This is a genomic window from Nocardiopsis dassonvillei, assembly GCF_964273065.1.
Taxonomy (GTDB): domain Bacteria; phylum Actinomycetota; class Actinomycetes; order Streptosporangiales; family Streptosporangiaceae; genus Nocardiopsis; species Nocardiopsis dassonvillei_B.
The window spans coordinates 4606842-4620037 of the sequence record NZ_OZ186815.1 but is presented as its reverse complement, the minus strand read 5'-3'; the positions used below and the strand labels follow the sequence as shown (position 1 = coordinate 4620037).

At 71.3% G+C, this 13196-nt stretch carries 15 protein-coding genes; 12 read left to right on the top strand and 3 right to left on the bottom strand.

The window, feature by feature from the left end; translation table 11 throughout:
• Nucleotides 1-44 precede the first annotated feature (44 nt).
• From ACSUPR_RS20710 to ACSUPR_RS20675, 8 genes are all read left to right on the top strand, one after another.
• Nucleotides 45-419 (top strand): DUF3054 domain-containing protein, encoded by a 375-nt coding sequence (locus ACSUPR_RS20710; protein ID WP_436886363.1) that lies wholly within the window; start codon nt 45-47, stop codon nt 417-419.
• Nucleotides 420-466: 47 nt separating this feature from the next.
• Nucleotides 467-862: a hypothetical protein gene (locus tag ACSUPR_RS20705; protein WP_436886362.1), complete on the top strand. Its 396-nt coding sequence runs from the start codon at nt 467-469 to the stop codon at nt 860-862.
• Between the two features lie 22 nt (nt 863-884).
• Nucleotides 885-1562, top strand: coding sequence for a TrmH family RNA methyltransferase (locus ACSUPR_RS20700; RefSeq protein WP_436886361.1), 678 nt, complete (start codon nt 885-887; stop codon nt 1560-1562).
• Nucleotides 1563-1617: 55 nt separating this feature from the next.
• Entirely contained in the window at nt 1618-2250 is a 633-nt protein-coding gene (locus ACSUPR_RS20695) for a GNAT family N-acetyltransferase (protein WP_436886360.1), read from the top strand.
• A gap of 82 nt (nt 2251-2332) precedes the next feature.
• Nucleotides 2333-2968, top strand: coding sequence for a GNAT family N-acetyltransferase (locus ACSUPR_RS20690; protein WP_436886359.1), 636 nt, complete (start codon nt 2333-2335; stop codon nt 2966-2968).
• On the top strand, nt 2968-3945 hold the full coding sequence (locus tag ACSUPR_RS20685; RefSeq protein WP_436886358.1) for a hypothetical protein: 978 nt from the start codon (nt 2968-2970) through the stop codon (nt 3943-3945). Before ACSUPR_RS20690 ends, ACSUPR_RS20685 begins: the two co-directional genes overlap by 1 nt.
• A gap of 9 nt (nt 3946-3954) precedes the next feature.
• Nucleotides 3955-4152 (top strand): hypothetical protein, encoded by a 198-nt coding sequence (locus tag ACSUPR_RS20680; RefSeq protein WP_436886357.1) that lies wholly within the window; start codon nt 3955-3957, stop codon nt 4150-4152.
• On the top strand, nt 4149-4532 hold the full coding sequence (locus tag ACSUPR_RS20675; RefSeq protein WP_436886356.1) for a type II toxin-antitoxin system death-on-curing family toxin: 384 nt from the start codon (nt 4149-4151) through the stop codon (nt 4530-4532). The genes ACSUPR_RS20680 and ACSUPR_RS20675 overlap by 4 nt, the downstream gene beginning before the upstream one ends.
• A 126-nt stretch (nt 4533-4658) precedes the next feature.
• On the opposite strand, the gene ACSUPR_RS20670 is transcribed toward ACSUPR_RS20675, so the two are convergent.
• From ACSUPR_RS20670 to ACSUPR_RS20660, 3 genes are read right to left on the bottom strand one after another with little or no spacing between them, the layout of a single operon-like run.
• Complete coding sequence (locus ACSUPR_RS20670) at nt 4659-5405, bottom strand: succinate dehydrogenase/fumarate reductase iron-sulfur subunit (RefSeq protein ID WP_436886355.1); 747 nt, start codon at nt 5403-5405, stop codon at nt 4659-4661.
• On the bottom strand, nt 5402-7348 hold the full coding sequence (locus tag ACSUPR_RS20665) for a fumarate reductase/succinate dehydrogenase flavoprotein subunit (RefSeq protein ID WP_436886354.1): 1947 nt from the start codon (nt 7346-7348) through the stop codon (nt 5402-5404). The genes ACSUPR_RS20670 and ACSUPR_RS20665 overlap by 4 nt, the downstream gene beginning before the upstream one ends.
• Nucleotides 7348-7983 carry a succinate dehydrogenase cytochrome b subunit gene (locus ACSUPR_RS20660; protein WP_436892077.1) on the bottom strand — a complete coding sequence of 212 codons (636 nt, stop codon included), beginning with the start codon at nt 7981-7983 and terminating at the stop codon, nt 7348-7350. The genes ACSUPR_RS20665 and ACSUPR_RS20660 overlap by 1 nt, the downstream gene beginning before the upstream one ends.
• 149 nt (nt 7984-8132) lie before the next feature.
• On the opposite strand from ACSUPR_RS20660, the gene ACSUPR_RS20655 reads away from it, so the two are divergent.
• The 4 genes from ACSUPR_RS20655 to ACSUPR_RS20640 all read left to right on the top strand — a co-directional run bounded on the left by ACSUPR_RS20655 (nt 8133) and on the right by ACSUPR_RS20640 (nt 12968).
• Nucleotides 8133-9101 carry a LysR family transcriptional regulator gene (locus ACSUPR_RS20655; RefSeq protein ID WP_436886353.1) on the top strand — a complete coding sequence of 323 codons (969 nt, stop codon included), beginning with the start codon at nt 8133-8135 and terminating at the stop codon, nt 9099-9101.
• 292 nt (nt 9102-9393) lie between these two features.
• Nucleotides 9394-10218, top strand: a complete 825-nt coding sequence (locus ACSUPR_RS20650) for a hypothetical protein (RefSeq protein ID WP_436886352.1) — start codon at nt 9394-9396, stop codon at nt 10216-10218.
• A gap of 36 nt (nt 10219-10254) precedes the next feature.
• On the top strand, nt 10255-12183 hold the full coding sequence (locus ACSUPR_RS20645; protein WP_436886351.1) for a fumarate reductase/succinate dehydrogenase flavoprotein subunit: 1929 nt from the start codon (nt 10255-10257) through the stop codon (nt 12181-12183).
• On the top strand, nt 12180-12968 hold the full coding sequence (locus ACSUPR_RS20640; protein WP_436886350.1) for a succinate dehydrogenase/fumarate reductase iron-sulfur subunit: 789 nt from the start codon (nt 12180-12182) through the stop codon (nt 12966-12968). Before ACSUPR_RS20645 ends, ACSUPR_RS20640 begins: the two co-directional genes overlap by 4 nt.
• The last annotated feature ends 228 nt before the right edge of the window (nt 12969-13196 follow it).

Here is a 13196-nt window from a genome sequence, read left to right as displayed (position 1 = left end):
GGGGCCGCCCGGGGGTCCGGGGAGCACGGCCGTAGCCTGGGCCCATGCGTTCGTATGCGGTTCCCCTGGCCCTGGCGGCCGACCTGCTGTGCGTCCTGGTGTTCGTGGTGGTCGGGAAGACCGACCACGGGACCGGTACCGCGGTCGGGGCGGTGCTGTCCACCGCGTGGCCGTTCCTGGCCGCCGCCCTGCTGGGCTGGGCGGTGTCGCGGGCGTGGCGCGCCCCGGCCGCGCCGTGGCCGACCGGGGTGCTCGTGTGGGCGGTCACCGTGGTCGGGGGCATGCTGGTGCGGCGGGTCATCGGCGAGGGGACCCCGCTCTCCTTCGTCATCGTCACCTCGCTCTTCCTGGGAGCGGTGATGCTCGGCTGGCGGGCGGCGGCCCTGCTGGTCTCCAGGAGGCGACAGCGCGCCGCCTGATCGGCCAGACTGGGGGGAGTTCCGCCCCCGAGCGCGAAGGAGCCCCCGTGGCCGACCCCATCACCCTCGCCCTGGCCAGCGCCCTTGTCGGCGGCGCTTCCTCCAAGGTCGCCGAGCAGGTGAGCGGAGCCGTCGGCGAGGGGCTGAAGCGGTTGCGGCAGGCCGTCCTCACGTGGTTCCGAGGCGACCCGCAGGCCCAGGAGGCCCTGGACCGGGCGCGTGCCTCCGCGGACGACCCGGCGGCCCTGGAGGCGCTGGCCGGGCACCTGGAGCGGGCGGCAGCCCAGGACCCGGAGATCGGCGCCCTCGTACGCGAGCTGGGCCCGGGGATCGAGGTCGGCCAGGAGGGCGAGGGGAACGTCGTCAACCAGGTCCACGGGGACGTGGGCGGCGGCGCCAAGGTCGTCCAGGGGCGGGACTTCCACGGGGACATCCACCTGTAGGGGGTACCTAAGCTGGGGTGCGATGAACGAGAACCCCGACACCCCCGGTGAGGACGAGGCGCGCGAGGTCGGCGTCGGGCCCTGGGCGGGGCCCTGGCCCGAGGGCGACCACTACGACCCCGAGCTGCTGGCGGGCGGTGACCGGCGCAACGTCGTGGACCGCTACCGCTACTGGCGGCGGGAGGCGATCGTCGCCGACCTCGACACCGTCCGGCACCCCTTCCACGTGGCGGTGGAGAACTGGTCCCACGACTTCAACATCGGTTCGGTGGTGCGCACCGCCAACGCGTTCGGCTGCGCCGCCGTGCACATCGTGGGGCGGCGCCGGTGGAACCGGCGGGGGGCGATGGTCACCGACCGCTACCAGCACGTGCACCACCACCCGGACACGGGGGCGCTGGTGGCGTGGGCGGCGGAGCGGGACCTGCCGCTGATCGGCATCGACAACCTGCCCGGCGCGGTTCCGCTGGAGACCTACCCGCTGCCGCGCGACGCGGTGCTGGTGTTCGGCCAGGAGGGCCCGGGGCTGTCGGAGGAGGTGCGGTCGGTGTGCCGGGCGGTGCTGTCGATCGCGCAGTTCGGGTCCACCCGGTCGATCAACGCGGGGGCGGCTGCGGCGGTCGCGATGCACGCGTGGGTACGGGCGCACGTCTTCGACCAGAAGGTGCCGGAAACGGTCATGCCCCCGAGGGTTCCGTGACGCATTCGTGATCTACCATGGCCGGGTACGGCCCCCTAGTTGGAGAGCGAACCGCATGACTGCGACTGTGACCGCCGGTTCCCGGACCGCGACCCCGGACGACGTTCCCGGGGTGGCGCGCGTGCTGAGCCGCGCCCTCTACGACGACCCCCTCTTCCAGTGGTTGTTCCCCGAGCCGGAGCTGCGGATGGCCCGGGCCCGCCGCCTGCTGGCACTGACCGCCGGATTCGGCTACGTGCCCTTCGGCGACACCCGGGTCGTGGAGGTGGCCGAGGACGACTCGGCGCCGGTGATCCGCGGCGCCGCCCTGTGGGCGCCGTACACGACCAACCCCGAGGGGCGCCTGGTGTCGCTGCGCATGTGGCCGCACTGGGGCCAGCTGCTGGGGCGCGCCCGGACGGCGGGGTTCGTGCGGGTCTTCGCGGAGTGGAAGATGGCCGCCCCGCAGGAGCCGCACCTGTACCTGGCGGCGCTGGGCGTGGACCCGGCCATGACCGGGACGGGGCTGGGCGGCGGGCTGCTCACCTCGGGCCTGGACCGGGCGGACTCCCAGGACCTGCCGGTCTTCACCCAGACGCTCAACGAGAAGAGCCTGGGCTTCTACGAGCGCTTCGGTTTCCGGGTGGTCGGCGAGGCCGCCAACCCGGAGGCGGGCACCAGCTGGTTCCTGCGGCGCGACCCCTCCTGAAGTCCTCAGGGGCCGGGCGTGCGGCTCCCCGGTGACATTTCCGTGATCTAGCATGGTGACGCCGAGGGAGAGGGGTTCCACCATGACCGGCACGCTCGCGCGCACAGTGCGCACCGCCACCATGGACGACCTGCCGGGCGTGGCGCGCGTCCTGGGCCGGGCCTTCCACGACGACCCCCTGTTCCGGTGGCTGTTCCCCGACGCCATGCTGCGCATGTCCCGGACGACCCGGGCCAGCGCCCTGATGGCGGGCTTCGTCCACGTCCCCCTCGGGTACTCCGCCCTCGTCGAGGCCCGCGAGGACCCCGAGCGCGGCCCGGTGGTCCGCGGCGCCGCGCTCTGGTCCCCGCCGGGCGGGGAGGAGGGCGGCGCGGCCGCCGCGCTGCGCTCCCTGCCGCACTGGCTGGAGATGGTCGGTCCGGCCCGCTTCCCCCGGGTGCTCCGCTACTTCGCCGCTCTCGCGTCGCACGCCCCCAGGGAGCCCCATTGGCACCTCCAGGTGCTGGGTGCCGATCCGGCGGTGGGGCGGTCGGGGATCGGGACCCTGCTGCTGCGCGCCGGCCTGGACCGGGCCGACGCCGACGGGGTTCCCGTGTACCTGGAGACGATGAACCCGGCCAACGTCCGCTACTACACGCGTTTCGGGTTCGAGACCATCGACACCCTGGCCGAACCGGGCACCCCGCTCACCCACCTGATGCTCCGCCCGCCCGCCTGATGGACGTCCGCGGGATCTCGCACCACGTCGACCACCTGAGCCCGGAACGCACCGCCGCCGACATGCGCGCCATCCGGGAGGAGCTGCACTGCACGGCGGTCATGCCCATCGGCTCCGACCCGGCGCTCCTGCGCGCCGCCGCGGAGGCCGCGCTGGCGGTCGGCCTGGAGGTGTGGGTGCGACCGCGGTGCGCGAACCTGCCGGTCGCCGGGCACATGGAGCACCTGGCGGCGGCCGCGGCCCTGGCCGAGGAGCTGCGCGCCGCCCACCCGGGGCGGGTCACCCTGCTGGTGGGGACCGAGTTCTCGCTGATCGCCCCGGGCCTGCTGCCGGGGCCGGGCGAGTTCTCCCGGCTGCAGATCATCCGGCGGCCCCGGCTGCTACGGCTCTTCCGGCGGCGGATGAACCGGCGGCTGCGCGCACTGCTGGAGCTGTCCCGCGAGGTCGCCCGGGAGCGCTTCTCGGGACCGCTCACCTACGGCGCGGGGCCGTGGGAGGACGTGGACTGGTCGGGGTTCGACGTGGCGGGGGTGAACCTGTACCGCCAGGGCACGGACGTCGGGGGGTACGCCCGGCGCCTGCGGGACCTGCTCGCCTGCCTGGACAGGCCGCTGGTGGTCACCGAGTTCGGCTGCGGCGCCTACCGGGGCGCCGAGGTGCGCGGCGCAGGGTCGTTCTTCGCGGTGAACTGGTTCGCCGACCCGCCCCGGCTGCGCGAGGGGACCGTGCGCGACGAGTCCGTGCAGGCCCGCTACCTCACGGAGCTACTGGACCTGTACCGGGAGAGCGGTGTGCGGGGCGCGTTCGTGTTCACGTTCGCCATGCCGGGTTTCCCCGCCTCGGAGGAGGCGGAACTGGACCTGGACACCGCGGGCTTCGGCGTGGTGCGCCCCTCCGCCGACCTCGCCTCCTGGGAGCCCAAGGAGGCCTTCCACGCCGTCGCGAAGCACTATGCCTCCTACGGGGAGCCCCGATAGCCTCCGGGCATGAACCTCACCCTGGACCTCCCTCCGGAGCTGTGGGAGCACCTGCACGAGCTGGCCGGCGCCGAGGGCACCGACCCGGCCACGGCGGCCGCGGCGGCCCTGCGCGCCCACCTGGACCGGCGCCGTGCCGAGGTGCGGCGGTGCGCCGAGGAGATCGCGGCGGAGGATGCCGAGCTGCTGGCGAGGCTGGGCGAATGACCCGCCATCTGACGCGCGGCGACGCGCTGGAGATCGCCGACGTGATCCTGCCGCCCGTGGTGGCCGTGCGCGACGCCGCCCTGCTGGACGCGGCCCTGGCCCGGCCGCGGGACACCGCCTTCGGTGAGGAGGCGTATCCGGATCCGTGGCTCAAGGCGGCGGCCCTGCTGCGCTCGGTCCTCATCGGGCATCCGCTCTCGGATGGAAACAAGCGGCTGGCCTGGACCTCGGCCAAGGTGTTCCTGCGGCTCAACGGGGTCGACTGGGGACCGGTCGACCAGGACGCCGCCTACGACCTCGTCATCGCGGTGACCACGGGGGAACTGGTGGACGCCGAGGAGATCGCCGGGCGGATGCGGGGGCTGCCCGGGCGGGGGTGAGAGGGGGCCCGGCCCGGCCGGCCCGGGGACGCGGGGCGTCCCCGGCCGCTCGGGGACGGCCGGGGAACGGCGAAGGGGCCGCACCCCCGGGAGGGGTGCGGCCCCGGGCCTCGCGGCGGGTGTCGGCTAGCCGACGCCCTTGGCGAGGGAGCCCAGCAGGTCGCGGTTGAGCTGGGAGATGGTGTCCAGCGGGATGCCCTTGGGGCAGACCGCCGCGCACTCACCGATGTTGGTGCAGCCGCCGAAGTCCTCTTCGTCGTGCTGGTTGATCATGTTGACCACGCGCGAGGCCCGCTCCGGCTGCCCCTGCGGGAGCATGCCGAGGTGGGTGACCTTCGCGGCGGTGAACAGCATGCCGGAGGCGTTCGGGCAGGCCGCAACGCAGGCGCCGCAGCCGATGCAGGTCGCGGCGTCGAACGCGCGGTCGGCGTCCGGCTTCGGGATCGGGTTGGCGTGGGCGTCCGGGGCGGTACCCGTCGGGGCGCTGATGTAGCCGCCCGCCTGGATGATCCGGTCGAAGGCGCCGCGGTCCACGACCAGGTCCTTGATGACCGGGAACGCCTTGGCGCGCCACGGCTCCACGGTGATGGTGTCGCCGTCCTTGAAGCTGCGCATGTGCAGCTGGCAGGTGGTGGTGACCTCCGGGCCGTGGGCCTCGCCGTCGATCACGACACCGCAGGCACCGCAGATGCCCTCACGGCAGTCGTGGTCGAACGCGACCGGCTCCTCGTTCTCCAGCGTGAGCTTCTCGTTGAGAACGTCGAGCATCTCCAGGAACGACATGTCCGGGGAGACGTCGGTGAGCTTGTAGGTGACCAACCGGCCCTGGTCGTCCCGGCCCTTCTGGCGCCATACGCGCAGGGTGATGTTCACTTGTAGCTCCGCTGCTTCATCTCGACGTACTCGTACTCCAGGGCTTCCTTGTGGAGTACGGGCTTGTTGCCATCGCCACCGAACTCCCAGGCCGCCACGTAGGCGAACTCGTCGTCGTGGCGCAGCGCCTCGCCGTCCTCGGTCTGGCTCTCGGCGCGGAAGTGACCGCCGCAGGACTCCCGGCGGTGCAGGGCGTCGATGCACATGAGCTCGCCCAGCTCCAGGAAGTCGGCGACGCGGCCGGCCTTCTCCAGGGCCTGGTTGAGCTCGTCGTTGGTGCCGAGCACCTTGACGTCGCGCCAGAACTCCTCGCGCAGGTTGCGGATGAGCTCGATGGCCTTGGTGAGGCCCTCCTCGCTGCGCTCCATGCCGCAGTACTCCCACATGATCTGGCCGAGCTCCTTGTGGAAGGAGTCGACGGTGCGGGAGCCCTGCAGGGACAGGAACGTGTCGATCCGGGAGGTGACCTGCTCCTTGGCCGCGACGGCCTCGGGGTGCGACTCGTCGATCTTCTCGAACGGGCCGGCGGCGAGGTAGTCGTTGATGGTGTTGGGCAGGACGAAGTAGCCGTCGGCCAGGCCCTGCATCAGCGCGCTCGCGCCCAGGCGGTTGGCGCCGTGGTCGGAGAAGTTGGCCTCACCGGTCACGAACAGGCCCGGGATGGTGCTCTGCAGGTCGTAGTCGACCCACAGTCCGCCCATGGTGTAGTGGACGGCCGGGTAGATGCGCATCGGAACCTCGTACGGGTTCTCGCCGGTGATGCGCTGGTACATGTCGAACAGGTTGCCGTACTTGGCCTCGACGGCGGCCCGCCCCATGCGCTGGATCGCGTCGGCGAAGTCCAGGTACACGCCCAGGCCGCCGGGGCCGACGCCGCGGCCCTCGTCGCAGACGTTCTTGGCGGCTCGGGAGGCGATGTCGCGCGGCACCAGGTTGCCGAAGGACGGGTAGATGCGCTCCAGGTAGTAGTCGCGCTCGTCCTCGGGGATCTGGCGGGGGTCGCGGGTGTCCCCGTGCTCCTTGGGCACCCAGATGCGGCCGTCGTTGCGCAGCGACTCGCTCATCAGGGTCAGCTTGGACTGGTAGTCGCCGCTGACCGGGATGCAGGTCGGGTGGATCTGCGTGTAGCAGGGGTTCGCGAAGAGCGCGCCCTTGCGGTGCGCCCGCCAGGTGGCGGTGACGTTGCAACCCATCGCGTTCGTCGACAGGAAGAACACGTTGCCGTAGCCGCCGGAGGCCAGGACGACGGCGTCGGCGAAGTGCGTCTCGATCTCGCCGGTGACCATGTCGCGGGCGATGATGCCGCGGGCCTTGCCGTCCACCACGATCAGCTCGAGCATCTCGTGGCGGGTGTTCATCTCGACGGTGCCGGCCGCGATCTGCCGCTCCAGCGCCTGGTAGGCGCCGATGAGCAGCTGCTGCCCCGTCTGGCCGCGGGCGTAGAAGGTGCGGGAGACCTGCACGCCGCCGAAGGAGCGGTTGTCGAGCAGGCCGCCGTACTCGCGCGCGAAGGGCACGCCCTGGGCCACGCACTGGTCGATGATCTCGACGCTGGTCTGGGCCAGGCGGTACACGTTCGACTCGCGGGAGCGGAAGTCGCCGCCCTTGACGGTGTCGTAGAACAGCCGGTAGATGCTGTCGCCGTCGTTGCGGTAGTTCTTGGCCGCGTTGATGCCGCCCTGCGCCGCGATGGAGTGGGCGCGGCGCGGGCTGTCCTGGTAGCAGAACGAGGTGACGTTGTAGCCCGCCTCGCCCAGGGTCGCGGCCGCGGAGGCGCCGGCGAGACCGGTGCCGACGATGATCACGGAGAGCTTGCGCCGGTTCGCGGGGTTGACCAGCTTGGCGGAGAAACGGCGCTTGTCCCAGCGCTCGTTGATCGGCCCCTCGGGGGCCTTCTCGTCCCGGATCGGGTCGCCGACGACGAAGTAGTCGGTGTCAGACATTACTTACTCACCAGTCCAAAGGTGACCGCCAGAGGCGGGAGCAGGAAGCCGATGGTCACGATCAGCGAGAAGGCCACGGCCACCGCGTTGATCTTGCCCTGGCGGGACGCCTTGTTCACGCCGAGCGTGGCCATGGCACTCCAGATGCCGTGCCGGAGGTGGAAGCCGACGGCGATCACGGCGGCGACGTAGAACAGGGTCACGTACCAGAACTCGGGCTGGAACCCGTTCACGAGACGCTCGTAGGGGCTGTCGGACTTGCCGCCGGGCGCGATGGCGTTGACGGTCAGGTGCAGGATGTGGAAGACCACGAAGAGCGCGATGAGGACGCCGCCGTACCGCATGGTGTACGAGGCGTAGGTGCGCTGGACGCGCTTCTTCACCTGGTAGCGGTTCTGCCGGGCGCGGCCGGCTCGACGCCACAGGCTGATCACAGCGTAGATGTGGATGAGGATGCTCGCGAGCAGGACGACGCGGGCGATCCACAGGAAGCCGCTCTCGGGCAGGAGCGGGTAGCCGAGCTCGCGCAGGCTGTGCGCGTAGCCGTCGAACGCCTCCTGGCCCGAGAAGACCTTCAGGTTGCCGTACATGTGCGCGATCAAATACAGCGCGAGGATCGCCCCGGTGACAGCCATCGCTGACTTGAGTGCCACCGTGGACCCGTAGGCCGTAGACCGCTTCTTGGTCAAGGTACTGTTCGCCACAGCCTGCCACTTTAAATTCGAGTTAAGTCCGACGTCTAAGGCATCAGGACTCTGGACTCCATAGCCGTAGGCTATGGATCATGCAGTTCCAGCAGCTGGCCTACTTCGTCGCCGTCGCCCGTACCCGCCATTTCACCCGCGCAGCAGAGCTTTCCCGCGTCGCCCAGCCGAGCTTGAGCAAACAGATCCGCAGCCTTGAGAGGGAGTTGGGCGCGCCGTTATTCAGTCGTGCCCGGGGGAATATCACACTCACGCCGGCCGGCGAGGCGCTGCTCCCGCTGGCCCAGCGCATCCTCACGGACCTGGAGACGGCCCGGCGCGAGGTGGCCGAGCTGGCCGGGGTGCGCCGGGGCCGGGTCCGCCTGGGGGCGACCCCGTCGCTGTGCGCGGGGCTGCTGGCGGACGTGCTCGCCGACTTCCACACCCGCTACCCGGGGATCGAGCTGAACGTGGAGGAGAGCGGGTCCCGCGACCTCATCCGGGAGCTGGGGCGGGGCGAGCTGGACCTGGCGCTGATCATCCTGCCGCTGCAGAGCAGCGACCCGGACCTGTCCACCATCCCGATCCTGCGGGAGAACCTGGTGGTGGCCAGCCCGATGGCTCGCCCCTCCCCCAACGGGCGGGCGTCGATCCGGATCACGGAGCTGCGGGAGCGGCCGCTGGTGATGTTCCGGCGGGGGTACGACGTGCGCGAGGCGACGCTGCGGGCCTGCCGTGCGGCCGGGTTCGAGCCGGAGCTGGCGGTGGAGGGCGGCGAGATGGACGCCGTACTGCGGTTCGTGGAGGCGGGGCTGGGGCTGGCCGTGGTCCCGAGCATGGTGCTCAAGAACCGACCCGGCCTGCGGGGGACGCCGCTGGCCCGTCCGCGGCTGCTGCGGACGGTGGCACTGGCACGGCGCAAGGACGTGGAGCCCTCCCACTCGGCGGACGCGTTCCGCCGCCACCTCAACGGGTACCTGCTGGGGATGTCCCCGCAGGAGCTGGGCCCGGACCTGGAGGTGCTCATCTCCGACGCGGAGGCGGGGGGCCGGGAAAAGGACGGCATTTGACCCCTACCACTTCCGCCGCTTCCTTACCAAAAGAGCCTTACATCACAAAAGGCTCTTTCATTCTGTTCTCAGGACATAAGCACACAAAAAACGGAAAAAGAGTGGCGCATTTCACATCCTTTTCTTCGGGGTTTCGGGGAACCTGAGATGTGACCGTCATCACAGGCACCTAACGTGGCGTGACAGAGCGGTTCCCATCCGGCCACCCCAGGCCGGCCGGCACTCACAGGAGGCGCCACGGCGCAGGCGCGGCCACCCCGCGGTCCGCCCCGCCCGGGGCCCTCCGCAGGAGGTGGAGACAACGGTGACCCCGCCCGACCGCGCGGCCCCCGCACGCGCCCGGATACGCATCCCGCAGCGCACCCTGCGCACCGACCGATGGTGGATCGGACCCCTGCTCACCACGCTGGGCCTGGCCACCTTCGTCGTCTACGCGACCCTGCGGGTCTTCCAGCAGGACCACTACTGGGTCCAGGAGCACCACTACCTGACCCCGTTCTACTCGCCCTGCCTGGCGGGGCAGTGCGCGCCCGACGCGGCCCTGTTCGGGCGGCTGCCGGTGGAGTTCCCCCCGCTGGTCCCCTACGCCCTGCTCAGCCTGCCGTTCCTGCTGCTCTTCCGGCTGACCTGCTACTACTACCGCAAGGCCTACTACCGCTCGATCTGGCAGGCGCCCACAGCCTGCGCCGTGCGGGAACCGCACCGGTCCTACACCGGCGAGACCCGGCCGCTGATGCTCCCGCAGAACGGGCACCGGTACTTCTTCTACGTCGCCTTCGCCATCACCGTGATCAACACCTGGGACACCCTCGTCCCCTTCTTCCACGGGACGGACGGCGGCTTCGGCATCGGCCTGGGCAACGTGATCATGGTCGTCAACGTGCTCATGCTGTGGGGCTACACCCTCAGCTGCCACTCCTGCCGCCACATCATGGGCGGTCGGCTGCGCAGCTTCGGCCGCCACCCGGTCCGCTACCGCCTGTGGACGGGCGTCTCCCGGCTCAACCACCGGCACATGCACTTCGGCTGGGCCAGTATCGCCACCCTCATCGCCACCGACGCCTACGTCGCTCTCATGGCGAGCGGAGTCATCTCCGACCTGCGCTTCTTCAACTGACCTCTGGGCACCGAGGCCGACCCGGAAAGGCAAACGATGGCTCCTTCGAGAGCACCCGGCGTCACCCGCCACACCTACGACGTGGTGGTCATCGGGGCGGGCGGCGCGGGACTGCGCGCCGCGATCGCGGCCCGCGAGCAGGGCATGCGCACCGCCGTCATCTCCAAATCGCTGTTCGGAAAGGCGCACACCGTGATGGCAGAGGGCGGCGCCGCGGCCGCACTCGGCAACGCCAACCCCGACGACGGGTGGCGGGTCCACTTCCGCGACACCATCCGCGGCGGCAAGTTCCTCAACGACCCCCGCATGGCCGAGCTGCACGCCCGCGAGGCGCCCGACCGCATCCTGGAGCTGGAGTACTGGGGCGCCCTGTTCGACCGGACCCCCGACGGCCGGATCAGCCAGCGCAACTTCGGCGGGCACGAGTACCCGCGGCTGGCGCACGTCGGCGACCGGACCGGCCTGGAGATGATCCGCACCCTCCAGCAGCGGATCGTGGCGCTCCAGCAGGCCGACGCCGCCGAGCTGGGCGACCCCGACGCGATGCTCCGGGTGTTCGCCGAGACCGCGGTCACCGAGCTGCTGCTGCACGACGGCGCGATCGCCGGCGCGTTCGGCTACCGCCGCGAGGACGGCGGGTTCGTCGTGTTCGAGGCGCCGGCGGTGGTGCTGGCCACCGGCGGCATCGGCAAGATGTTCCGGACCACCTCCAACTCCTGGGAGTACACCGGCGACGGCCACGCGCTGGCGCTGCGGGCCGGGGCGTCGCTCATCAACATGGAGTTCGTGCAGTTCCACCCCACCGGGATGGTCTGGCCGCCGTCGGTGCGGGGCATCCTCGTCACCGAGTCCGTGCGCGGCGACGGCGGGGTGCTGCGCAACTCCGAGGGCCGCAGGTTCATGTTCGACTACGTCCCCGACGTGTTCCGCGCCCAGTACGCGGAGACCGAGGCGGAGGCGGACGGCTGGTACGACGACCCGGCGAACCACCGCAGGCCCCCCGAGCTCCTGCCCCGCGACGAGGTGGCTCGGGCGATCAACAGCGAGGTCAAGGCCGGGCGGGGCTCCCCGCACGGCGGCGTGTTCCTGGACGTGTCCACCCGGCTGCCGGCGGAGGAGATCCGCCGCCGCCTGCCGTCCATGCACCACCAGTTCAAGGAGCTGGCGGACGTGGACATCACCGCCGAGCCCATGGAGGTGGGTCCCACCTGCCACTACGTGATGGGCGGGGTGCGGGTGGACGCCGAGACCGCCGCCTCCGACGTGCCCGGGCTGTTCGCCGCCGGCGAGGTGGCGGGCGGCATGCACGGCTCCAACCGGCTGGGCGGCAACTCGCTGTCGGACCTGCTGGTGTTCGGCCGGCGGGCCGGGGCGGGTGCGGCGGAGTACGTCGCCGGGCTCTCCGGGCGCGTGCCCTACGCGAGCGTGGAGGACCAGGCGTCCGAGGCGGCGGCCCACGCCCTGGCGTTCCTCAAGCAGGGCACCGGCGAGAACCCGTACACGCTCCACTCCGACCTCCAGGACACGATGAACGACCTGGTCGGGATCATCCGGCGGGGTCCGGAGCTGGCGCGGGCGCTGGAGCGGCTGGACGCGCTCCAGGAGCGCTCCGCCGGGCTGAGCGCTCCCGGGGACCGGGTGTACAACCCGGGCTGGCACCTGGCGATGTCGCTGCCCAACATGCTCGTGGTGTCCCGTGCGATCGCCGCGGCGGCGCTGGAGCGGGAGGAGTCGCGCGGGGGGCACACCCGCGACGACTTCCCGGAGATGTCGGCGCGGTGGCGGCGGATCAACCTGGAGGTCCGGGCCGCCGGGGACGGCGGGGTGGAGGTGGCGCACCGCCCGGTTCCCGACATCCCCGAGGGGCTGATGTCCCTGTTCGGGCCCGAGGAGCTCGTGAAGTACCTGACCAAGGAGGAGCTGCCCGAGGCGGCCGACGGCGCGAACGAGGAGGAGCGGGCATGAGCGAGCGGGTGTTCCGGATCTGGCGCGGCGGTGCCGACGGGGAGCTGTCCGAGTACCGGGTCGAGGTGAACGAGGGCGAGGTGGTGCTGGACGTGCTGCACCGCCTCCAGGCGACCCAGGCCCCCGACCTGGCGGTGCGCTGGAACTGCAAGGCCGGCAAGTGCGGCTCCTGCTCGATGGAGATCAACGGGATGCCGCGGCTGTCGTGCATGACCCGGATGAGCGTGTTCACCGAGGACGAGACGGTCACGGTGACGCCGCTGCGCACGTTCCCGGTGGTCCGGGACCTGGTGTGCGACGTGTCGTTCAACTACGACAAGGCGCGGGAGATCCCGTCGTTCGCCCCGGACCCGGCCACCGGGCCCGGGGACTTCCGGATGGCGCAGGTCGACGTGGAGCGGTCGCAGGAGTTCCGCAAGTGCATCGAGTGCTTCCTGTGCAACAACGTGTGCCACGTGATCCGCGACCACGAGGAGAACAAGCCGCACTTCTCCGGCCCGCGCTTCCTGATGCGGGTGGCCGAGCTGGAGATGCACCCGGAGGACACCGCCGACCGGCGGATGATCGCCCAGGACGAGTTCGGGCTGGGCTACTGCAACATCACCAAGTGCTGCACGGAGGTGTGCCCCGAGAACATCCGGATCACCGACAACGCGCTCATCCCGATGAAGGAGCGCGTCGCCGACCGCAGGTACGACCCGCTGGTGTGGCTGGGCTCCAAGATCGGCGTCCGGCCCAAGGACACCCCGATCGCGCCCAACACCCGCCGCCCGGCGGACGACTGACGGGGAACCGGGGCGCGGGGCCGGCGGTCCCGCGCCCCGGCGGCGGCCCGTCGCCCCTGTCGGGAATGGGCGTCCATGCGACGTGAGCGAAGAGAACAACCGATCATCCGCTTGATGGCGAATCTCGACTTCTCCCCGGCCGAGCGGCACACTGTGCCCCCTCGAACGGGTTGAGGACGGGGACGCATGGCGGACGACCACAGTCTCAAACGGCACGTCGGCGGCGGG